We start from the raw sequence: 21,592 nt of genomic DNA on the forward strand, positions 1-21,592 counted from the left end.
GAGGCCGGGCCAAGGGAGGTCTGCAGAGGAACGGTCATCCGATGGAGGAGCAAGAGATGAAGGCGCTGGTTCTGGAAGAGAAGGGCAAGCTTGCCCTGCGCGAGTTCGACATTCCCGGTGAGCTGGGGCCGCGTGACGTGCGCATCAAGACGCACACGGTCGGCATCTGCGGCTCTGACGTGCATTATTACACGCACGGGAAGATCGGCCATTTCGTCGTGAACGAACCGATGGTTCTCGGCCACGAGGCGTCGGGGGTCGTGATCGAGTGCGGCGCCAAGGTGACCGATCTCAATCCCGGCGACCGGGTCTGCATGGAACCGGGCATTCCCGACCCCGAGAGCCGGGCCAGCAAGCTGGGCATTTACAACGTCGATCCGGCGGTGCGCTTCTGGGCGACGCCGCCGGTGCATGGCTGCCTCACGCCGGAGGTCATTCATCCCGCCGCCTTTACCTACAAGTTGCCGGACAATGTGAGCTTTGCCGAGGGCGCCATGGTCGAGCCCTTCGCCATCGGCATGCAGGCCGCGCTGCGCGCCCGCATCCAGCCGGGCGATATCGCCGTGGTCACGGGGGCGGGGCCGATCGGCATGATGGTGGCGCTTGCGGCGCTCGCCGGGGGCTGCGCCAAGGTGATCGTCGCGGATCTGGCCCAGCAGAAGCTCGACATCATCGCCGGATACGACGGGGTCGAGGTGGTCAATATCCGTGAGACGCCCGTCGCCGAAGCCGTGGCAGCGAGCACCGGCGGATGGGGCGCGGACGTGGTCTTCGAATGCTCCGGGGCCGCGCCTGCGGTTCTGGGGATGCACCAACTGGCGAGGCCCGGCGGCACGATCGTGCTGGTCGGCATGCCGGTTGATCCGGTTCCCGTCGACATCGTCGGCTTGCAGGCCAAGGAGTTGCGGGTCGAGACCGTGTTTCGCTATGCCAATGTCTATGACCGCGCCATTGCCCTCATGGCGTCGGGCAAGGTGGATCTCAAGCCGTTGATCTCGGCCAGCATCCCCTTTGCCGACAGCATTGCGGGGTTTGACCGCGCGGTCGAGGCGCGGGACACGGACGTGAAGCTTCAGATCGTGATGCCCGAGTAAGCCGCGTCTCCCGGGATCGATCCCGGCACCACCGGCATCGAGGCGATGCCGGTGGACGACGGCTTTGCCGCCGCCATGGCGCTTGAGCCGCGTACCGCCTCGCACCCGCAGTCATGCTGCTCAGAACAGGACCTAACAGACCGGATTGCCGCCACCTGGGCGGTGCCGGACGCGCTTTGCGCGCGCCCCGGCGCGACGGCGTTCGGGCCCGCGCGACTCGCCGTGGCGGCAGCAAGGGTCGACAACGGGCAAGCCGTGTTTGCACAACCTGAAGTGGGCGGAGGCGCTCCTCCCCGATACCGATCTGGCCGCTTCATATGCGAAAAAGTATGATGCCTGGATGCGCGGATATACCGCTCTCAAACCGCCGGAATTCTGAGCGCTTCCGTGCGCTTGCGCCAATGAAGCCACGTATACATGGCCGATGATGCTGCGTTGCGGCGCCGTCATCTCCGCGCTGCAGCGTGTTCCCGCGGATCTTTTTTGCACTCGCGGCGCGCAGCGCGTCAAAAAAGTATCGGTCAAAAACCCGATCTGAGGTAGAGCGCCACTTCGGCGCAGGGTAGCGTCAGGAAAAGCGGCACTTCCGGGTGGAGACGGGAGGGGGCACCGCACGGAGGAGAGACTGTCATGCAACCCGACCTGGAACTGGTCCATATCCGCAAGGGCGAAAGCTTCGCTGCCTGGATGCACGGCTACCCGTTCCGCACGGTGCGCTGGCACTATCATCCCGAGTACGAGATCCATCTCGTGGTGGACACCCACGGCACCTTCTACATCGGCGACCACATCGGCGAGTTTGGCCCCGGCCAGCTCATCATGACCGGGCCGAACCTGCCGCAGAACTGGATTTCGGACATCGCGCCTGACGAGATCGTACCGGCGCGGTCCTTCGTGCTCCAGTTTCCGGAAGCGTTCATCGAGGATGCCGCCGCCGCGATGCCCGAGATGGACGCGATCCGCCCGCTGCTCGAGCGCAGCCACCGCGGGCTGCTGTTCAGCGCCGCCACCGCCGAGGCGGTCAAGCCGCTGATGACCGAGCTCTTCGAGGCCCGCGGCCTGCGCCGCCTGGCGCTGTTCTGGGACATTCTCGACCAGCTCGCCACTGCGCCCGAGCCCGAGGTCCTGGCCAGCCTCAGCTACGAGCTGGACCTCGACGCGCTCAAGGATGTCGGCGTGAACAAGGCGATCGCGCATCTGCGCGAGAACCTGACCGAGAACATCGACGAAAAGGACCTGGCCGAGATGGTCAATCAAAGCCCGAGTGCCTTTTCGCGCGCGTTCAAGCGGCATACTGGCTCGACCCTCGTGCGCTACAAGAACCAGCTTCGGGTGGATCTGGCCTGCCAGATGCTCCTGACCCAACCGGAGGCCAAGGTGGCCGAGATCTGCTTTGATGTCGGCTTCTCCAACCTCTCGAACTTCAACCGACATTTCGTGCGGCTGAAGGGCATGTCGCCCTCGCAGTTCCGCGCGACATTCGCCGCCAACGGAGTGTTCTCCGAAGCGGACTGATCCCCGGCGGACAATCAGAATTTCAGGAATTCGGACGGCGTGCTGCCGTCTGGAAACGGGCAGGCCTTGCCTGTCACATTAAAACGGGAGGAACCCTTTGATGAAACATCTGCTCGGAGCCGCATCCGCGGTCGCACTTTCCCTCGCCCTGGCCGTGCCAGCCACTGCCCAGGAGGACGGGCTGAAGATCGGCATGACCTTCCAGGAGATGAACAACCCCTATTTCGTCTCGATGCAGGAGGCCCTGATGGCCGCCGCCGAGGATCTCGGCGCCGAGGTCGTGGTGACCGATGCGGGCCATGACGTGGCCAAGCAGATCTCGGATGTCGAGGACATGCTGACCCAGGGCATCGACATTCTGCTGCTCAACCCGACTGACAGCGCCGGCATCGAGAGCGCCGTGCACATGGCCAAGGCGCAGGACGTCATCGTCGTCGCCGTGGATGCCAACGCGAACGGCCCGGTTGACACCTTCGTCGGCTCGAAGAACCGCGACGCCGGCTACCAGTCCTGCAAGTACCTGGCCGAGGCCATCGGTGGCGAGGGCGAGGTGGCGATCCTCGACGGCATCCCGGTGGTGCCGATCCTCGAGCGGGTCGAGGGCTGCAAGGCGGCGCTGGACGAGTTCGACGGCGTCACCCTCGTCGACACCCAGAACGGTCGTCAGGACCGCTCGGTGGCACTCGGCGTGGTCGAGAACATGATCCAGTCGCACCAGAATCTCGCCGGGATCTTCTCGGTCAACGACGGTGGCGCGATGGGCGCGCTGGCCGCGATCCAGGGCTCCGGCCGCGACATCAAGCTGACCTCGGTCGACGGTGCCCCCGAAGCGGTGGCCGCGATCGCGGAAGGCGGTCCGTTCATCGAGACCACGGCCCAGTTCCCGCGGGATCAGGTGCGCGTCGGCCTCGCCATGGCGCTGGCGCAGAAGTGGGGCGCGCGCGTGGTGCCCTCCGAGGTGCCGATCGACGTGAGCGTGATCGACGCCGAGAACGCCGCCGACTTCAGCTGGTAAGCCGCTTTCCCGGCCATCCCCGCGCGGGGTTGGCCGGACCAAGCCCCCGGGGCTTCCCCTCAGGACCAAGGACCGTTCCCATGTTGCAACTGACCGGCATCAAGAAACGCTTCGGCACCATCCAGGTGCTGCACGGGGTCGACCTCGACGTGCGCGCCGGCGAGGTCCACGCGCTGCTGGGCGAGAACGGGGCCGGCAAGTCGACCCTGATGAAGATCCTCACCGGCATCCTGCAGCCCAGCGAGGGCACCATCACCATCGAGGGTGAGACCCGCCAATTCGCCGATTACGACGAGGCCATCGAGGCCGGAATCGGCATCGTGTTCCAGGAATTCAGCCTCATCCCCTACCTGACGGCGGTCGAGAACATGTTCCTCGCCCGCGAGATCCGCGGCCCGTTCGGCCTGCTGGACCGCAAGGCCATGCGCAAGCGCGCCAGGGAGATCCTCGCCCGGCTCGAGGTCAACGTGCCGCTCGACGTGCCGATTGCCAAGCTCTCGGTGGCCGAGCAGCAGTTCGTCGAGATCGCCAAGGCGCTGTCGCTCAACGCGCGCATCCTCGTGCTGGACGAACCCACCGCCACGCTCACCCCATCGGAGGTCGAGCATCTCTTCAAGGTCATGCGCGAGCTGCGCAAGCAGGGCGTGGCCATCATCTTCATCTCGCACCACCTCGAGGAGATCTTCGAGATCTGCGACCGCATCACCGTGCTGCGCGACGGGGAATATGTCGGCGATTGCCTGGTATCCGAGACTGACAATGACCGGCTGGTCGAGATGATGGTCGGACGCCGGATCGAGAACAGCTTCCCCGAGAAGCCCGGCCCTCGCCCCGGAGCCAGGGTCATGCTCGAATGCGAGGAGGTGCAGCTGCGCAAGGGCGGGCCGATCTCCGATTTCGTGCTGCGCGAGGGCGAGATCCTCGGCTTTGCCGGGCTCGTGGGCTCCGGCCGCACCGAGACGGCGCTGGCCATGCTCGGCGCCTACCCGGCGGCCAGGTGCAAGGTCATGGTCGACGGCGAGGAGACCCGCTTCAAGGAGCCTGCAGAGGCGCTGGCCCACGGCATCGGCCTGCTGCCCGAAAGCCGCAAGGAACAGGGGCTGATCACCAGCTTCTCGATCCTGCAGAACATCTCGCTCAACAATTACGGCAAGTACCGCAAGGGCCACTGGCTCATCGACCTCAAGAAAGAACGCCAGGACACCGAGACCGCCATGGGGCAGGTCCGGGTCAAGGCGCAGGGGCCGATGGCGCGGGTCGACACGCTGTCGGGAGGCAACCAGCAGAAGGTGGTCATCGCCCGCTGGCTGAACCACCAGATGAAGGTGCTGATCTTCGACGAGCCCACGCGGGGCATCGACGTCGGCGCCAAGGCCGAGATCTACCAGCTGATGCGCGCGTTCACCGCGCAGGGCTACGCCATCATCATGATTTCCTCGGAGCTGCCCGAAGTCATCGGCATGTCCGACCGGGTCTGCGTGTTTCGGCAGGGCGGCATCGTCGCCACCGTCGAGGGCGACGCGATCAATGCCGAGGAGATCATGACACACGCCACGACCGGGAGGGTTCGTCATGTCGCATAACGCAACAAACACCGCAGAGGACGGCAAGCAGGGTGGCGGGGTCAGCCTGCGCTGGGTGCTGCACTCGCCGCTGGCGCTGCCGCTGATCGGCCTGATCGTGGTGTCGATCCTGATGGGCTTCGCGTCCGAGAACTTCTTCTCGGTGGGCAATATCATGAACGTGCTGCGGCAGGTGTCCATCGTGGCGATCCTCGCCGTGGGCATGACCTTCGTGATCCTTACCGGCGGCATCGACCTGTCGGTCGGCGCGGTCATGGCGCTGTCGGGCACCATCGCGGCGGGGCTCATGGTCAACATGGGGCTGTCCGGGTGGGTCGGCCTGCTGGCGGGGCTCGGGGTCGGTGTCGGGCTCGGCATCTTCAACGGGGTCATGGTGGCCTGGGGCCGGATGCCCGCCATCATCGTGACGCTGGCGACCATGGGCATCGCCCGCGGCCTCGGGCTGCTCTACTCGGGCGGCTACCCGATCTCGGGCATCCCGTCGTGGATCTCGTGGTTCGGCATCGGCCGCATCGGCATCGTGCCGGTGCCCGTCATCGCGATGGTCATCATCTACGCCCTCGCCTGGGTTCTGCTTCAGCGCACCCCCTTCGGGCGTCACGTCTACGCCATCGGCGGAAACGAGCTGGCGGCCAAGCTCTCCGGCGTGAAGACCCAGATGGTCAAGCTCACGGTCTACGCGATCTCGGGCCTGACCTCGGCCTTCGCCGCGCTGATCCTCACCGGACGCCTGATGTCCGGCCAGCCCAATGCCGGGGTCGGCTTCGAGCTCGACGCCATCGCGGCGGTCGTGCTGGGCGGCACCGCCATCGCCGGAGGGCGCGGGCTGATCCTCGGCACGCTGATCGGCGCGGTGCTCCTGGGCATCCTCAACAACGGTCTGAACCTCATGGGGATCAACCCGTACCTTCAGGACGTCATCAAGGGCCTGATCATCCTGCTCGCCATCTACATCGGCCGCGAATGGTGACGGGCCGCAGGGCCCTCACCTCCGCCGTCCCCGCACCTACCAAGGAGAGACAGACATGTCTGAGAAGCTGAACGGCAAGGTCGCCGTCGTCACCGGCGCGGCCTCGGGCATCGGCCTTGCCGCCACCGAGATGCTGCTGCAGAACGGCTGCACCGTGGTCATGACCGACCGCAACGAGGCGGCCCTCGCCGAGCTGACCGCCCGATACGGCGACAAGGCCGTGGCGCAGGTGACAGACCTCCTGGACCCGCAGAGCTGCGACGCCATGGTCCCCGAGATCCTCGCCAAGACCGGGCAGATCGACATCCTCTACTGCAACGCGGGCAGCTATATCGGCGGTGACCTGTGGGAGAGCGATCCGGCCACCATCGACCGGATGCTGAACCTCAACGTCAACGCGGTGATGAAGAACATTCACGCCGTGCTGCCCCACATGATGGAGCGCCGGACCGGCGACATCGTGGTGACGAACTCCATCGCCGGGCATTACCCGGCCTACTGGGAGCCGGTCTATTCCGCCTCGAAATGGGCAATCACCAGCTTCATGCAGGGCGTTCGCCGGCAGATGATCCCCTACGGCGTGAAGGTGGCGCAGGTCTCGCCCGGGCCCGTGGTCTCGGCGCTGCTGGCCGACTGGCCGGAAGAAAACCTGCGCAAGGCCAAGGAAGCCGGCGCGCTCATGGACCCGGAGGAGGTCGCCGACGCGCTGGAATACATGCTCACCCGCAAGCGGCAGGTGACGGTGCGCGACCTGATCGTGATGCCGTCGGCCTTCGAGCGGATGTGAGCAAGCGCGGCGGCGCCCGTCCTCCCATGGGGGCCGCCGCATCAGCTCTTCACCGGGCACCGGAAGGGAAGGAATGACCATGACGGATCTCTTCATCGGCGTCGATGTGGGCACTGGCTCGGCACGGGCGGGCGTCTTCGACCGCGACGGCGCGCTTCTGGCCACCGCCAAGCGCGAAATCGCCATGCACCGCGACGACGCCGGCCTCGTCGAGCAGAGCTCGGCGCAGGTCTGGGACGCGGTCTGCGCCTCGGTGCAGGAGGCAGCCGCGGGTTTCGACGCGGCGCGGGTGAAGGGCATCGGCTTCGACGCCACCTGTTCGCTGGTTGTGATGGGGCCGGAGGGGGGGCTGCCGGTCAGCGACGACGCCGCGCCCGAACGCGATATCATCGTCTGGATGGACCATCGCGCGACGGATCAGGCGGCGCGCATCAACGCGGGCTCCCACGGCGTCCTGAAATATGTCGGCGGGCGGATTTCGCCCGAGATGCAGACACCGAAGCTGCTGTGGCTCAAGGAGACCAGGCCCGAGACCTACGCGGCGGCGGAGCAGTTCTTCGACCTGACCGATTTCCTGACCTGGAAAGCCAGCGGAGCGCTTGACCGCTCGTCCTGCACGCTGACCTGCAAATGGACCTACCTGGCCCACGAGGGGCGCTTCGACCCCGCCTATTTTCATGCCATCGGGCTTGGCGATCTCGCAGAGCAGGGCTTTGCCCGGATCGGGGCGTCGGTGGTGACCCCCGGCACGGCGCTCGGGCAGGGGCTGACCGGGGCAGCGGCTCGGCAGATGGGGCTGCGGCCCGGCACCTCCGTGGCGGCGGGGCTGATAGATGCGCACGCGGGCGGCATCGCCACGGTCGCCGCCGAGGGCGGGGGAGGCGAGGCGACAGCATGCCTCGGCTACGTCTTCGGCACCTCGTCCTGCACCATGACCACGACCGCCGAGCCGGCCTTCGTGCCCGGGGTCTGGGGGCCCTATTATTCCGCGATGGTCCCGGGCATGTGGCTCAACGAAGGCGGGCAAAGTGCCGCCGGGGCCGCGCTCGCGCATCTCGTGACGCTGCATCCCGCCCATGCCGATGCAGATCGGATGGCGCGCGCCGAGGGCAAGGGGCTGATGACCTTTCTCGCCGACCGCGCGCTGGCGCTTGGTGGCGACGCAGGGGGCGCGCTGCGCTTGGCTGACGATCTGCACGTTGTGCCCGAGTTTCTCGGCAACCGCGCGCCGTTTGCCGACCCCGAGGCGCGCGCGATCATCGTGGGGCAGGGCATGGAGCAGGGCGTTGACGCGCTCGTGGCGCTCTATGTCGCGGGGCTGTGCGGGCTGTGCTACGGGCTGCGGCAGATCATCGAGACGCAGGACGCCAACGGCGCGCCGACGCTGACGATCTCGGTCTCGGGCGGTGCCGGGGCGCATGCGCTCACGCGGCAGATGCTGGCCGATGCGACCGGCCGCGTGGTTGAGATCATCGCCTGCACGGAGCCGGTTCTGCTGGGCTCGGCAATGCTGGGTGCCGTGGCCGCCGGCGGCTTTGACGACCTGCCCACCGCCATGACCGCCATGTCGCGCGTCGCGACCCGCTCCACCCCCTCGGGAGGGCGGACCGCAACGCTGCACGGCGCGCGCTACGACACGTTCCTCGCCTTCCAGACGCTCGCGCGGGAGAGCCGCGCGCGGATGGCGGCGCTCACCGAATAGAGACGCAAACACAAGGACAGAACCGCGATGGATTTCACTGGCAAGACCGTCATCATCACTGGCGCGGGCAAGGGCATCGGGCACGCCTGCGCGCGTGTCATGGCCGCACGTGGCGCCGATGTCGTTGCGATCACCCGCACCCAGGCCGACCTCGACAGCCTCGCGTCCGAGATCGGCTGCGCCACCGTGCAGGCCGACCTCGGCGATGCCGCCGCGACGCGCGCCGCGATGGCCCAGGCCGGACCTGCGGAGCTGCTGATCAACAGCGCGGGCATCAACGTACTCGAGTCGAGTTTCGAGATGACCGAGGCGGGCTACGAGGCGGTCATGGGGATCAACCTGCGCGCCGCGCTGATCACCTGCCAGGAGTTCGCCCGCAAGCGGGTCGACGCGGGCGGCGGAGGGGCCATCGTCAACATCACCTCGATCGCGGGGCATCGCGGCTTTGCCGAACATCTCTGCTACGCCGCCTCCAAAGCGGGGCTGGAAGGCGCGAGCCGGGTCATGGCCAAGGAGTTCGGTCCGCATGGCATTCGGGTCAATTGCGTCGCGCCCACGATCACCCTCACCGAGCTTGCGGCCGAAGCCTGGTCCGATCCGGTCAAGTCGCAGCCGATGATGGTGCGCCACCCGATGGCGCGGTTCGCCGAGGCAGACGAGGTGGCCGAGACGATCGCCATGATGCTCTCGGACGACGCGAAGATGATGACCGGCGCGGTGGTGCCTGTTGATGGCGGCTTCCTCGCGGTCTGATCGCTGAGGGAGAGCGTGACGGTCTTTGCGGGCATCGCCGACATGGCCGAGATCCGCCAAATCGTGGTGCTCGGGCCTCTTGGCGGGGTCAGCTGAGATCACTGTCGTGTTTGGTCGGCGACTTTGTCAGCCCTCCGCCAGCTCAGTGCGAACGGCCCCCGCGGACGCTTTTGACCGCCGGCAGGGCTATGCTGCAGACATGACAGCCTGATGCGGCGCGCTTGGTCTTGGTTCTCCCCGGTGAGAAGAGCTTGGCAATTTCGCTGCAAGAGATTTTCGGCGAGGGGAATTGCCGCCAGCTGACCGGGCGGCTGCACGGATCCGGACTGATGGGGTCAGATCCCCGCAGCCGCCGTTGCGGGGTGCCTTATGCCTAGCTGAGCACCGATCGGCGTCTCGTGGCCTTCGGCTTCGAGACGCTGCACGATGTTCCGGATCACGAGCCGATGGAAGCTGCCGGCAGGGGCCGAGGCGATAGCTGGGCATGGGTGCCGCTGCGTTCGGCCGGCGCAGGGTGTTGACGCGGGTCACACGCCGGATCGTCAGGGATTTCCGTGTCCGGTGCCGTTTTCTTGGGCATGCCGGGGGGCTGACGGTCTTCCCTTGCAGGAGAGCGTACGCCACACTTGACAGAATCATAAAAACAAACCGACCTGTTTGTATATGGAGGCAACATGACCGTGACCACACGCAGAACCCAGGATCAGCGCAGCGCCAAGACCCGGAGGCTGTTGCTCGATGCGACGATCCAGTCGCTGATGGAGGTTGGCTATGCCAACACCAGCACCGCAGGGATCGCGAAGCGGGCAGGGGTCTCGCGCGGGGCGCAGACCCATCATTATCCCGGCAAGATGGACCTCATTGTCGCGGCCACCGAAGAGATGTTCGCGAATTTCGCCACCGGCCTCGAAACCCTCGCCGGCGAGCTGCGGGCCGGGCGGCTGAGCTATGATGCCTTCTTCGATGCGATCTGGGACGGCGTTGTGAACGGCGACTGGTTCTATTCCTCGCTCGAGATCATCGTTGCCGCCCGCGGCGATGACGAGCTGCGTCGCCAGCTCGCGCCTCTGATCCTCGACCTGCACGAGCGCTTCGAGGCCACGTGGTCGCGCACCTTCGTGGCGGTCGATCCCGCCGTGGTGTCGTCGCGGGTCGCGCTGAACCTCGCGATGAACGTCTTCCGCGGCATGGCGGTGCAGGCGGTTCTGCGCCGGGACGAAGCCTATTTCCTCGAGATGCTCGCGGCGCTGAAGGCGGTGATCGCGGTGCACGTCCGACCGGCGGAAAACGGCTGAGACAAAAACAAACAAGCCAGTCGGTTTTATTTATACGGGCATATCCTGCCCCAATGCGGCGTCAGATCGCACCACCCCAACTGAGATCCAACAGGAGACCACGATGAAGAAGTACATCTCCCTACTGGCCGCGGCCGGCCTCGCGGCAAGCCCGCTCCTTGCGCAGGACGCGGAGTGGGAAACCGAGGGCCTGTCCGACGATGCCATCACCATCGGCGTGATGGGGCCGTTCTCGGGCAACGCCTCGTCCTACAGCAAGGCGCTGATCGGCATGATGGCCTATTACGACAAGGTCAACGAAGAGGGCGGCGTGCACGGGCGCAAGCTCGTGGCGGTGCAGGAAGACACCGCCTGCGACAGCGCCAAGGGGCTCGCCGCCGCCAAGAAGCTGATCTCGCAGGACGAGGTCTTCATGCTGCAGGGCAACTCCTGCTCGGGCGTGGCCCTGGCGCTGCGGCCGACCATCGAGGAGGCGGGCCTGCCGTGGATCGTCGCCCATGCGGTGAGCGACTCGATCTCCGATCCGCTGGCCGCGAACATCTTCCACGGCGTGCCCACCGGCGGCGCCAACGGGCGCGCCATGGCCGCCTTCGTGCTCTCGAAGCCCGACACCAGCAACGTGGCGATCATCGAGCACTCGAACGACTGGGCGCATTCCTACTCGAACCCGGCACGCGAATACCTTGAAGAGAACGGCGTCGCCCCCTCGCTCGAGCTGACCATGGAGCGCGGCCAGACCGACGCCACCGCCCAGGTGTTGAAGCTGCGGCAGGAGAAGCCCGATTTCATCATCGCGGCGCTCTACGAGGCCGAGACCGCCATCTTCCTGCGGGACCTGAAGAAATACGGCATGGGTGACATCCCGGTCATGGGCACGGCGGGCACCGACCTCGAGAACACGCTCAAGCGCACCGGCGATTTCGACACGGTGAAGAACTACTACGTGATCCACTCCTACGTCGACAATCTCGACGGCCCGCTGATGCAGCCGTGGGGCGAGATGATCCACAAGTACTACCCGGACGAAGAGCTCTCGACCTTCTCCTTCGTCTCGATCGGCTCCGCCGAGGCGCTGGTCTCGGCGCTGGAAGCGGTGGGCCCCGAGCTCACCCGCTCCAAGCTGATGGCGGCGCTGGAAGAGGTGCGCGACTTCGACACCGGGATCCTGTCGGACCCGATCAGCTGGACCGCCGACGACCACCAGGGCGTCAAGGGCTCGGCTGTGGCGGGCTTCGTCGATGGCGAGCCGACCGTGCTGAAGGCCTGGGGCCAGCCCTACTGACACCTCCCCGACTGCCGGGCGCGGCCGCGATCGCGCCCGGTCTTTTCAAGGAGCAGACAACATGCTGATGCAGCTGACTTTGGGAGGTCTCTCCCAAGGCATGATCTATGCGCTCATCGCGCTGTCGCTGACGGTGGTCTACCGCTCGACCACGGTGGTGAATTTCGGACATGGCGATTTCGTCATGGCAGGGGCCTTCCTGTCCTACGTGCTGGTGGTGCTGGCGGGCGTGGCCTTCCTCCCCGCCGCGGCGCTGGCGATGATCGCGATGTTCGTGCTGGGGGTGATGTTCAACCGCGGCCTGATCCGTCCGATCCGCGGCGGCCCGCATATCGGGCTGGCGCTGATGTGTATCGCGGCGGGTTACCTTCTGCGCGGCATCGCGCGCATGGTCTGGGGCCGCGAGGTGCTGCCGATGCCGCCGGTCTTCGACATGGACCCGATCTTCGTCGGCGACCTCGTGATCACCGGCGACGCGGTGTTCATCATCGGCACAGTGCTTGTGCTGCTGCTGCTGTTCTTCGGGCTGATGGCCCTGACCGACCTCGGCAAGATGGTGCAGGCGGTCTACCAGAGCCCACGCGGCGCGCGGCTCATCGGCCTCAATGTCGACCGGTTCAACGATTTCTCCTGGGGGGTCGGCGCGGCGCTTGGCGCGCTTGGCGGCATCCTCGTGGCGCCGGTCTCGCTGCTGCATCCCGACCTCGGGGCGTCGTTCCTGATCAAGGGCTTCGCGGCGATGACCCTGGGCGGCTTCGGCTCGCTGGGCGGCGCGGTGCTGGGCGGGGTGCTGCTGGGCATCGCCGAGCAATATGCCGGCGCCTATCTCGACACGGCGCTGATCGAGATCACCGCCTACGTGGTGATCGTGGCGGTGCTGTTCATCAGGCCGCAGGGGCTCTTCGGCCGCAAGGCCGTGGTGAAGGTGTGATCCGATGAGCCAGATCATGCCCTCCGCCCGCCAGCGCAAGATGCGCACGCTGCTGTTCTGGGCCGTGCCCGCCGTGCTGCTCCTGCTGCCGCTCGCCACCAACCCCTACACCCAGTTCATTGCCAACGGCATGCTGGTCTCGGTGCTGGTGACGCTCGGTTTCACCCTGACCATCGGCAATCTCGGCCAGCTCGCCTTCGCCAACACCGCCTTCTTCGGGATCGGCGCCTACAGCTCGGCGATCCTTGCCGCCAAGCTCGGCGTGCCGTGGCTGCTGACCATTCCGCTCGCCGGGGCCTTCGGCGCTCTGGGGGGCTTCCTCGCCTCTGCTGCGGCGCTGCGCGGCATCCGCACCTATTACCTGGCGATCATCACCCTGGCCTTCGGCGAGCTGATGCGTTGGGCCTACCTGCACGCCAAGCCGCTGACCGGCGGCACCGACGGCATGCCGATGCCCCGCGAGACGCTGCTGGGCATCTCGCTCACCGACGACACGCTCAAGTTCTACATCTTCCTCGCGGTGACCGTTCTGCTGGTGAAGGCCACGCTGAACCTGATGCGCTCGCATTTCGGCCGCGCCGTGATGGCGGTGCGCGAGAACGAGATCGCCACCGCCTCGCTCGCCATTCCCACCGCGCGGGTGATCCTCGCGACCTTCATGTGGTCGGGCTTCGTGGTGGGCTGCGCCGGGGCGCTCTTTGCCCGCCATGTCGGACACGTCTTTCCGGAGAGCTTCGGCATGCTGCATCTCATCGCCTCCTTCGCGATGGTGCTGGTGGGCGGGCTGGGCTCGGTGCTCGGCGCCGTGCTCGGCGCGGTGCTGCTGACCGCGCTGCCGGAATACCTGCGCGCCTTTCCCGGCATGGAAGAGCTGTTCTTCGGCCTGATCGTCGCGGGCGTGCTGGTTGCCATGCCCATGGGCCTCGCGAGCCTGCTGCGCCGGGTCTCGCCCATCTTCGTCGAACGTTTCTACCGGGAGGCCCCATGAGCACGCTTCTGACAGTCGAGGGCCTCTCGGTCCGCTTCTCGGGGCTGACCGCGCTCGATGACGTGTCCTTCACCCTCGAGGATGGCAACGTCCGCGCGGTGATCGGGCCGAACGGCGCCGGCAAGTCAACCCTGTTCAACGCGATCTCGGGCTATGTCACGCCGACCGCGGGCACCGTGCACCTGCGCGGGCAGGAGCTGACCCGGCTCACCCCGCACGAGATCGCCGAGCAGGGCATCCGCCGCACCTTCCAGAACGGCGGGCTGTTCCCGGCGCTGACCGTGCTCGAGAACGTGCTGACCGGGCTGCACGCGCAGACCCAAGGCTCGTTCCTCGACATCCTGCTCGGGCGCTCGAAGGCGCTGAAATCCGAGGCCGACAACATCCACCGCGCCCGCGAGCTGCTGAAGCTCATGTCGATGGACCACATGGCCGACACCCGGGCCGGCGACCTCTCGGGCGGGCAGCAACGCATCGTCGAGATCGTGCGCACCGTCGCCTCCGACCCGCCGGTGCTGCTGCTCGACGAGCCCGCGGTGGGGCTGTCGCCGGTGGCCCGCGCGCAGATGATGGAGATCATCCACCGTCTCGCCGGGGAGAAGGGCGTCGGCATCCTGCTGATCGAACATGCGGTCGAGCTGGTGATGGCCGCCGCCGACCGGATCCTGGTGATGGCCGCGGGCGCGCGCATCGCCGAGGGCACGCCAGAGGAAATCCGCGAAGACCGCGCCGTGCTGGAGGCTTACCTTGGACACTCCTGAACCGCTCCTGAAAATCCGCGACCTGCACGTGGGGTACGGCAAGAAGCCGATCCTGCGCGGCGCCTCCTACGACGTGGTGCCGGGTGAATGCCTGACCCTGCTCGGGGCCAACGGCTCGGGCAAGTCGACCTCGATGAACGCGATCTGCGGCTTTGTCCGGCCAAGCGCCGGCTCGGTGCTCTTCGACGGTCAGGAGACCGCGGGGCTGCCGCCGCACCGGATCTTCGCCCTCGGCATCGCGCAGGTGAGCCAGGCGCGGGATCTCTTTCCCGACCTTACCGTCGAGGACAACCTGCGGCTCGGCGCCATGCGCCGGGGCGGCAAGGAGCTGGCGCAGACGCTGGCCCATATCTACGACCGCTTCCCGCGCCTCAAGGAGCGCCGAAAGCAGGCGACCCGGACGCTCTCGGGCGGCGAGCAGCAGATGGTCGCCATCGGCCGCGCGCTGATGTCCCGGCCACGGCTGCTGCTGCTCGACGAGCCCTCGGGCGGGCTCTCGCCGCAGTTCTGCGAAGAGATTGCCCGCATCATCGACACGCTGAAAGAGGACGGCGTGACCATGCTGATGGTCGAGCAGAACCTCAACCTCGCCTTCCGCGCCGCCGACCGCTTCATCGTCCTGAGGGACGGCGAGGTGGTGGACGGCGGCGACGTCCGCGCGATGGCGGGCGATCACGACGCCATCGTGCGCAACATCTATCTCTGACCGAAGGACCACCACATGACCACGCTGCACGACGATCTCATCGTCTTCGACGGGCTCATCATCTCAGACTGGGGCCGCCCGGTCTTCGAGGCGATGGCCGCGGGCGGGCTCACCGCTGCCAACTGCACCTGCTCGGTCTGGGAGAATTTCCGCGACACCATGTCGGCGATCGGGGAATGGAACACCCAGTTCCGCGAGAACGCCGATCTCATCGTGAAGGCGAAGACCGTCGCCGACATCCGCGCCGCCAAGGTCGCAGGCAAGACCGGGATCGTGCTCGGCTTCCAGAACACCTCGGCCTTCGAGGACCGGCTCGAGTTCATCGAGCTCTTCAAGGAGCAGGGCGTCGGCATCGTCCAGATGACCTACAACACCCAGAACCTCGTGGGTTCGGGCTGCTACGAGACCACCGATAGCGGGCTGTCGGATTTCGGCCACGAGGTGGTGACCGAGATGAACCGGGTGGGGATGCTCTGCGACCTGAGTCACGTGGGCCCCAAGACCTCGCAGGAGGTGATCCTTGCCTCGAAGAAGCCGGTGGCCTATTCGCACTGCCTGCCCGCCGGGCTCAAGGCGCACCCGCGCAACAAGAGCGACGAGCAGCTCCGCTTCATCGCCGAGCATGACGGCTTCGTCGGCGTGACCATGTTCCCGCCCTTCCTCGCCGCCGGCAACGGTGCGACGGTCGACGACTACGTCGCCGCGATCGACTACATCGTGAACCTCGTGGGCGAGGAACGCGTGGGCTTCGGCACCGATTTCACCATGGGTTACGGCGCGAAGTTCTTCGAGTATCTCAACCGCGACAAGGGTTATGCCCGCCAGCTCACCGAGATCTGGGAGGTCGAGTTCCCCGACGGGCTCGGCTCGATTGCCGATTTCCCGAACCTCACCGCCGCCATGCAGCGCGCCGGCTGGTCCGAGACCAAGATCCGCCGCGTGATGGGCGAGAACTGGCTCTCCCTGCTCGACCGCGTCTGGTGATCTCCGGCGCCGGGGCCAGCCTCCGGCGTCTCGGTTCAGGGCCTGCACCGGACCCATCGAAGTGGTCCAGCCACGAAGGCCGAAATTCGATAGGATCTCGGCGAGCAGGAGGAGGGCGGAATGGCTGGAAGGCGTGAGAAGCCTGCATGGACCCGCGTTTACTGGACGCCTTCTGGCCTCAGTCCCTGCTGCCGCTCGAACTCGACAGACGTTCGTTCCGTGTGCGCTCGGGCTTTGGGCTTAAGAGCACCTCAATGCGGGTCAGAACACGCAAGACCACGATATATGAGTAGTCCGTGCGCATTTTAGGCCGGCGGTCGGACTGCGCGAAAGCTGGTTTGCCGCGATGGGGGAGGGAAGCTGGCAGCATCTTTTCGCTCGGATCTGCATGAGGCATCACCTGCGGCACATCGGGGGCGGATGCGCGCAGAGATGGATCGAACGCGGCGGCGAGTGCTATCTGGATCGCGGCACGCGAGGAGCAGGGGGCGCATCGTTGCCTCTTCTGTGATCGGTGGTGGATGGACCTTGCGTGCGACCTGACCCCGGCCGGTCCCGCCGGCACGGGACGGCATGCTCGTGCAATGTGCTCAGGTGCTTTGAATGAGCCAAGCAGGCCGGATACCGCTCGATTCAATGAACGGAGCCAGTGAAAGCCCGCGGAACAGGCCGTGCTCCCGGATCAGGATGGTGCCGAGGCCCGCGGCTGCTCCGCCGAGGACATCCGTATGCAGCGTATCACCGACCATGGCGATGCGCTCAGGCGTGAGGTCGGGAAGCCGTCGCAGCGCCTCGTCGAATGCGTTGCGGAAAGGCTTGCCAAACATGGGCAGGGTCGCTCCGGTTCTTTTCGCGATGTCTTGCGCGTACCAGCCGGGCTCCAGCGACAGGCCGTGATCGCGCGGTGCCACCAGATCCGGATTGGCGACGATGACGGGGCGCGGCTGGAACTGAAGCGCGCGTTCCAGCCGCGCGTTATCCGCGTCGCTCCACCGTGCCGTCGACAGGAACAGAAAGGCCGCTGCGGTGATCATAAGCTCCGGTTGCTCATGGAGAGCGGCGATGTAATGGCCGACGGGCGCGTCGGAGAGATCGTCATCGTCCGATGTGATCGCGGCCCAGACACCGTGGACTTCGGGAAGATGCGCGAAGGCCACGTCCCGGCTCGAGACCACCTCATCGCGCGTGAAGTCGAACCCCATACGATGGTATTTCGCCAGCACCCCCGACCGCGTGTAGCTTGCCGCATTGGTCAGGACGATGAGCCGCTTCCCGGCGGCGCGCAGTTGCTCGATGCGCGCGACAGCGCCGGGGATCGGCGTCTCGCCCCGGTTCAGCACGCCGAACGCATCGAGGATATAGGCGTCGTAGTCGTCCATAGTGTCTTCGAGCGTCCGGCCCATCCGCGACGTCTCGGGGAATTGCGCCTGCGGCAGTGTGGGCCGCAGGCGCTCGTAACGGGCAAATGCTGCCTCGGTCGTGATCATGGTTCGCCCTACAGGATCTTGCGTCGCAGGAAGGAGGACACCATCTCGCCGAAGATGACCAGCGCAAGGATCGTCAGCAGCACCATGGCGACCTCGGGCCAGTTGAAGGTGTCGATCGCCCCTTGCAGGATCATGCCGATGCCGCCTGCGCCGACCAGCCCCAGCACGGTGCTCTCACGGAGGTTGATGTCCCAGCGCAGGATCGACACGGCGAAGAAGGCGGGCATGACCTGCGGCACGATGGCGTAGAGCACGATCTTGAACCGGGACGCACCGCAGGCTTCGAGTGCCTCGACCGGCTTGCGGTCGATCTCCTCGATGGCCTCGCCCAGCAGCTTGCCAAGGAAACCGATGGAGCGGAACATGATCGCCACGATGCCCGCCACGATACCAGGGCCGAAGATCGCCACGAAAAGCAGCGCCCAGATGATCGTGTTCACGGACCGCGACGATACGAGGATGAAGCGACCGAGCCATAAACAGGCTCGATTGGGCGTGGTGTTCTGTGCGGCGATGTAGGCGACGGGCAGGGAGACGACAACTGCGATCATGGTGGCCAGCGTGGCAATGTTCACGGTCTGCCAGATCGCTTCGAGGATGGAGGGCAGGTTGGACGGATCGGGCGGCATCATGCGGCCGAAGAGGTCGGCCATCTGCGCCGGGCTGTCCCAGACCCAGGCCCAGATCACATCGATGCTTCCCAGTGCCCAGGCCAGCACCGCGGCGGCGCCAGCATAGCCCGCGTAGCGGATCAGGCGCTGTTTCGGCGTGAAGCGGGACCAGTCGTCGCGACCGCTGAGCGCTTCGGAGAGGGGGCGGGGTTCGTAGAGAGTGTTCATGTGATACGCTTTCGGATGACTCCACTGACGGCCTCTGACACGAGGATCACGCCGACGATGACCATGGTGATGGCAAGGGCGAAATCGTAGTCGTATCGGCCGAACGCATTGGCCAGCGTCGCACCGATGCCGCCCGCGCCGACGATGCCGACCACGGCGGAGGCCCGCAGATTGCTGTCGAGCTGGTAAATCCCGAGACCCACGAGGCGCGGCATGACCTGCGGCAGGACGGCGTAGACCTGGGTCGTGAGAAAACCGGCTCCGGCGGAGCGCATGGCCTCCACCTGTCCGAAGTCGATTTCCTCGATGCGCTCGGCCAGCAGCTTGGCCACGAACCCAACGGAATAGACGACCAGTGTCAGAGCGCCCGCGAAGGGGCCGAAGCCTACGGCCTTGACGAAGATGATGGCGACGATGACCGGGTGGAAGCTGCGGGCAATGATAATGATCGCGCGACCCAGCAGGTAAATCGGTTTGGGCGCGATGTTGCCCGCGGCCATGAAGGCAAGCGGGACGGAAAGGATGATGCCACCCACGGTGGCGATGATCGCGATCTTGAGGCTTTCCATGAAACCGTCAAAGAGCAGGCCGGCGCGGTCGAAGCTGGGCGGGAAGGCCCCGCTGAAGATGCGTTGCGCCCTGTTGAGCCCGTCGGAGACGCGGTCCCAGTCGATTGGGAGCGTAGCGAGTGTGAACACGATGTAGACGACCACCCCGAGATAGAGCGCGTAGCGCAGGACGGGGTTGGTTATGAAGGGCGGTTTGCGCCAGCTGTCGGGACGGGCGTCGGACGTCGCGCTCATGCGGCGGCCCCCGCTTCGGCGCGGTCCTGTGCAGGGACGCCCGCGTAGATCTGGTCCATCTCTGCGCGTGTCAGGGCGGCGGGCTTGTCATCAAAGATAATCCGGCCATAGCGCATGCCGACGATACGGTCCGAAAATTCCTTGGCCTCGGTCACGTTGTGGATGTTGATGATGACGGGCAGGTTCAGCTCGTTTGCAAGGTCGCGCAGGAGCGACATGATCTGCTCCGAGGTCTTGGGGTCGAGCGAGGCGGTGGGCTCATCGGCCAGCAGGATTTCGGGTCGCTGCATTAGCGCGCGGACCACACCGACGCGCTGACGCTCGCCGCCTGAGAGCTCGTCGGCGCGCTTGTCGGCGTAGTGGGCGATGCCCACACGCTCCATCAGCTCGAACGCACGACGGATATCGTCCTTGGGGTAGCGACGTGTCAGCGCGGCCCATGTCGAGATGTAGCCCAGACGTCCGGCCTGCACGTTCTCCATCACGGTCAGCCGGTCGATGAGGTTGAAGCTCTGGAAAACCATGCCGATGCGGCGGCGCGCCGTGCGCAGCTCGCGGCGGGACAGGCTGGTGAATTCGGTGCCATTGAGCACGATCGAGCCGGAGGTCGGCTCCACAAGGCGATTGATGCAGCGCAGCAATGTGGATTTGCCTGCGCCGGAGGAGCCGATCACGGAGGTGAGTTGTTCGCCCTCGACGGTCAGGTTCAGCTCCTTCAGCACCGGATCGCCGGTGCCGTAGCGCTTGGTCAGGTTGGTGATCTTCAGCATGGGGGCCTCTTGGGGATGGCGCGGCCGGCGCCCTGACCATGGTTGGTAGGGCGGCGCAATGTGCCCGGCGCGCGCGGGCGCACCGGGCTGGAGATGTCGGAGGGGATCAGTTCTCGGCGAGACCCTGCGGGGTGTATTCCACGCCGTTGGACGCCTGGATCTGGCGGATCACGGCCCACTGATCCTTGTAGGTGATCGGGATGAACTTCGACACGCCGTCGAATTCCTCGCCCAGGGCGGTGCCCGCGAAGTCGAAGGAGAAGAACGCCTCTTTCACCTTTTCCGCCAGCTCCGGGGCCAGGTTGTGCGCCATGGTGAAGGAGGTCGTCGGGAACGGGTCGCTCTCCCAGATCTTGCGCACCTCGGCGGGATCGTAGAGGCCGCGTTCGGCCATGCGGTCCACCACTTCGGAGGCCACGGGGGCCGCATCGTAGTCACCGGCGACGACGCCCAGCATGGATTGGTCATGCGAGCCGGAATAGACCACTTCGTAATCCTTGTCCGGCTCCACGCCCAGATCCGGGAACAGCGCGCGCGGTGCCTGATTGCCGGAGTTCGACGTGGGCGAGGTGTGGGCCACGCGCTTGCCCGCGAGGTCAGAGACCTGCTGAATGTCACTGTCGGCCTGCGTGAACACCTGAAGCTTGTAGCCGAACTGGCCGTCTTCGGCGCCCATGATCGCAAACGGCACGGCGCCCGCGAGGTTCACCGCAAACGGCGTCGGACCGGTGGAGAAGCCTGCAACATGCAGACGACCGGAGCGCATCGCCTCGACCTCTGCGGAGTTGGACTGCACCGCGAAGAACTGCACGTCCTTGCCGGTGACCTCGGAGAGATGCTCGATGAACGGCTCCCAGATGTCGGCATAGACCGCCGGGTCTTCGACCGGGGTATAGGCAAAGACCAGCGTGTCGGGATCGGTCAGCTCCGCCGGATCGCTGGGCGTGTCGGCCACGAGATCGCCGTTGGCGTCGCAATAGAGCATGTCGAGCGCGCCGCGCTCGACGCAGTCCTGCGCCTGGGCTGCGATCGTGCTGCAGGTCAGGATGCCCAGTGCGGTGGCCGCACGGGTGATGAATGGTGTCATGGTTTCCTCCCTTTGACAGCGAGCGGCGCGCTGGCTCATCTCGCATCATGCAGGCAGGCTAGATGCGGCGCGCCGGCGATTGCGAGCATCGAACAGTTAACGAAACCACAGAACACGCGCTGAATTGTTAACAGTATTACAAAGCGGCGCCGGGTGCTTAAAGTCCGATGTGATCTGCGCTACGGCTGGGTCTGGCCGTCGGGGAGGCGGCCTCATGCCAGCACGTCGCAGGAGGAGCGT

20 protein-coding genes are annotated in these 21,592 nt (G+C 66.1%); 15 read left to right on the forward strand and 5 right to left on the reverse strand.

Translation table 11 applies throughout. From position 1 onward, the window contains the following. The first annotated feature begins 56 nt into the window (after positions 1-56). The 15 genes from KUV62_RS19710 to KUV62_RS19780 all read left to right on the forward strand — a co-directional run bounded on the left by KUV62_RS19710 (position 57) and on the right by KUV62_RS19780 (position 16,366). Positions 57-1,094 carry an NAD(P)-dependent alcohol dehydrogenase gene (locus KUV62_RS19710; RefSeq protein WP_222605502.1) on the forward strand — a complete coding sequence of 346 codons (1,038 nt, stop codon included), beginning with the start codon at positions 57-59 and terminating at the stop codon, positions 1,092-1,094. Positions 1,095-1,724: 630 nt separating this feature from the next. Continuing rightward, positions 1,725-2,609: an AraC family transcriptional regulator gene (locus KUV62_RS19715; RefSeq protein ID WP_222605450.1), complete on the forward strand. Its 885-nt coding sequence runs from the start codon at positions 1,725-1,727 to the stop codon at positions 2,607-2,609. A 100-nt stretch (positions 2,610-2,709) separates the two neighbouring features. Next, entirely contained in the window at positions 2,710-3,624 is a 915-nt protein-coding gene (locus KUV62_RS19720; RefSeq protein WP_222605451.1) for an ABC transporter substrate-binding protein, read from the forward strand. 80 nt (positions 3,625-3,704) lie between these two features. Next, the gene (locus KUV62_RS19725; protein ID WP_222605452.1) at positions 3,705-5,207 is read left to right on the forward strand and encodes a sugar ABC transporter ATP-binding protein; all 1,503 of its coding nucleotides are present in this window, start codon (positions 3,705-3,707) and stop codon (positions 5,205-5,207) included. After that, the gene (locus KUV62_RS19730) at positions 5,197-6,177 is read left to right on the forward strand and encodes an ABC transporter permease (protein ID WP_222605453.1); all 981 of its coding nucleotides are present in this window, start codon (positions 5,197-5,199) and stop codon (positions 6,175-6,177) included. Before KUV62_RS19725 ends, KUV62_RS19730 begins: the two co-directional genes overlap by 11 nt. Before the next feature lie 55 nt (positions 6,178-6,232). Continuing rightward, entirely contained in the window at positions 6,233-6,964 is a 732-nt protein-coding gene (locus KUV62_RS19735) for an SDR family oxidoreductase (RefSeq protein WP_222605454.1), read from the forward strand. A 73-nt stretch (positions 6,965-7,037) separates the two neighbouring features. Further along, the gene (locus tag KUV62_RS19740; RefSeq protein WP_222605455.1) at positions 7,038-8,666 is read left to right on the forward strand and encodes an FGGY-family carbohydrate kinase; all 1,629 of its coding nucleotides are present in this window, start codon (positions 7,038-7,040) and stop codon (positions 8,664-8,666) included. 27 nt (positions 8,667-8,693) lie between these two features. After that, a complete protein-coding gene (locus tag KUV62_RS19745) occupies positions 8,694-9,419 on the forward strand; it encodes an SDR family oxidoreductase (protein WP_222605456.1) in 726 nt (241 codons plus the stop codon). A gap of 674 nt (positions 9,420-10,093) precedes the next feature. After that, positions 10,094-10,714: a TetR/AcrR family transcriptional regulator gene (locus KUV62_RS19750; RefSeq protein WP_222605457.1), complete on the forward strand. Its 621-nt coding sequence runs from the start codon at positions 10,094-10,096 to the stop codon at positions 10,712-10,714. A 103-nt stretch (positions 10,715-10,817) separates the two neighbouring features. Beyond that, positions 10,818-11,996, forward strand: a complete 1,179-nt coding sequence (locus KUV62_RS19755) for an ABC transporter substrate-binding protein (RefSeq protein ID WP_222605458.1) — start codon at positions 10,818-10,820, stop codon at positions 11,994-11,996. Between the two features lie 61 nt (positions 11,997-12,057). Beyond that, positions 12,058-12,927: a branched-chain amino acid ABC transporter permease gene (locus KUV62_RS19760; RefSeq protein ID WP_222605459.1), complete on the forward strand. Its 870-nt coding sequence runs from the start codon at positions 12,058-12,060 to the stop codon at positions 12,925-12,927. 4 nt (positions 12,928-12,931) lie between these two features. Next, the gene (locus KUV62_RS19765; protein WP_222605460.1) at positions 12,932-13,915 is read left to right on the forward strand and encodes a branched-chain amino acid ABC transporter permease; all 984 of its coding nucleotides are present in this window, start codon (positions 12,932-12,934) and stop codon (positions 13,913-13,915) included. Further along, positions 13,912-14,676, forward strand: coding sequence for an ABC transporter ATP-binding protein (locus KUV62_RS19770; protein WP_222605461.1), 765 nt, complete (start codon positions 13,912-13,914; stop codon positions 14,674-14,676). The genes KUV62_RS19765 and KUV62_RS19770 overlap by 4 nt, the downstream gene beginning before the upstream one ends. Further along, positions 14,663-15,382 (forward strand): ABC transporter ATP-binding protein, encoded by a 720-nt coding sequence (locus KUV62_RS19775; protein WP_222605462.1) that lies wholly within the window; start codon positions 14,663-14,665, stop codon positions 15,380-15,382. Before KUV62_RS19770 ends, KUV62_RS19775 begins: the two co-directional genes overlap by 14 nt. Before the next feature lie 15 nt (positions 15,383-15,397). Then, positions 15,398-16,366 (forward strand): dipeptidase, encoded by a 969-nt coding sequence (locus tag KUV62_RS19780; RefSeq protein ID WP_222605463.1) that lies wholly within the window; start codon positions 15,398-15,400, stop codon positions 16,364-16,366. Positions 16,367-16,956: 590 nt separating this feature from the next. On the opposite strand, the gene KUV62_RS19785 is transcribed toward KUV62_RS19780, so the two are convergent. The 5 genes from KUV62_RS19785 to phnD all read right to left on the reverse strand — a co-directional run bounded on the left by KUV62_RS19785 (position 16,957) and on the right by phnD (position 21,352). Then, positions 16,957-17,853 (reverse strand): HAD-IIA family hydrolase, encoded by an 897-nt coding sequence (locus KUV62_RS19785; RefSeq protein WP_222605464.1) that lies wholly within the window; start codon positions 17,851-17,853, stop codon positions 16,957-16,959. An 8-nt stretch (positions 17,854-17,861) separates the two neighbouring features. After that, positions 17,862-18,692 carry a phosphonate ABC transporter, permease protein PhnE gene (phnE, locus tag KUV62_RS19790; RefSeq protein WP_222605465.1) on the reverse strand — a complete coding sequence of 277 codons (831 nt, stop codon included), beginning with the start codon at positions 18,690-18,692 and terminating at the stop codon, positions 17,862-17,864. After that, positions 18,689-19,495, reverse strand: a complete 807-nt coding sequence (gene phnE / locus KUV62_RS19795; protein WP_222605466.1) for a phosphonate ABC transporter, permease protein PhnE — start codon at positions 19,493-19,495, stop codon at positions 18,689-18,691. The genes phnE (KUV62_RS19790) and phnE (KUV62_RS19795) overlap by 4 nt, the downstream gene beginning before the upstream one ends. Continuing rightward, the gene (gene phnC / locus KUV62_RS19800) at positions 19,492-20,265 is read right to left on the reverse strand and encodes a phosphonate ABC transporter ATP-binding protein (RefSeq protein WP_222605467.1); all 774 of its coding nucleotides are present in this window, start codon (positions 20,263-20,265) and stop codon (positions 19,492-19,494) included. Before phnC ends, phnE (KUV62_RS19795) begins: the two co-directional genes overlap by 4 nt. A 106-nt stretch (positions 20,266-20,371) precedes the next feature. Then, the gene (gene phnD, locus KUV62_RS19805) at positions 20,372-21,352 is read right to left on the reverse strand and encodes a phosphate/phosphite/phosphonate ABC transporter substrate-binding protein (RefSeq protein WP_222605468.1); all 981 of its coding nucleotides are present in this window, start codon (positions 21,350-21,352) and stop codon (positions 20,372-20,374) included. Between the last annotated feature and the right edge of the window lie 240 nt (positions 21,353-21,592).

Origin of the sequence: Salipiger bermudensis (assembly GCF_019801965.1) — a bacterium.
In the GTDB taxonomy this organism is placed as follows: Bacteria; Pseudomonadota; Alphaproteobacteria; order Rhodobacterales; family Rhodobacteraceae; genus Salipiger; species Salipiger bermudensis_A.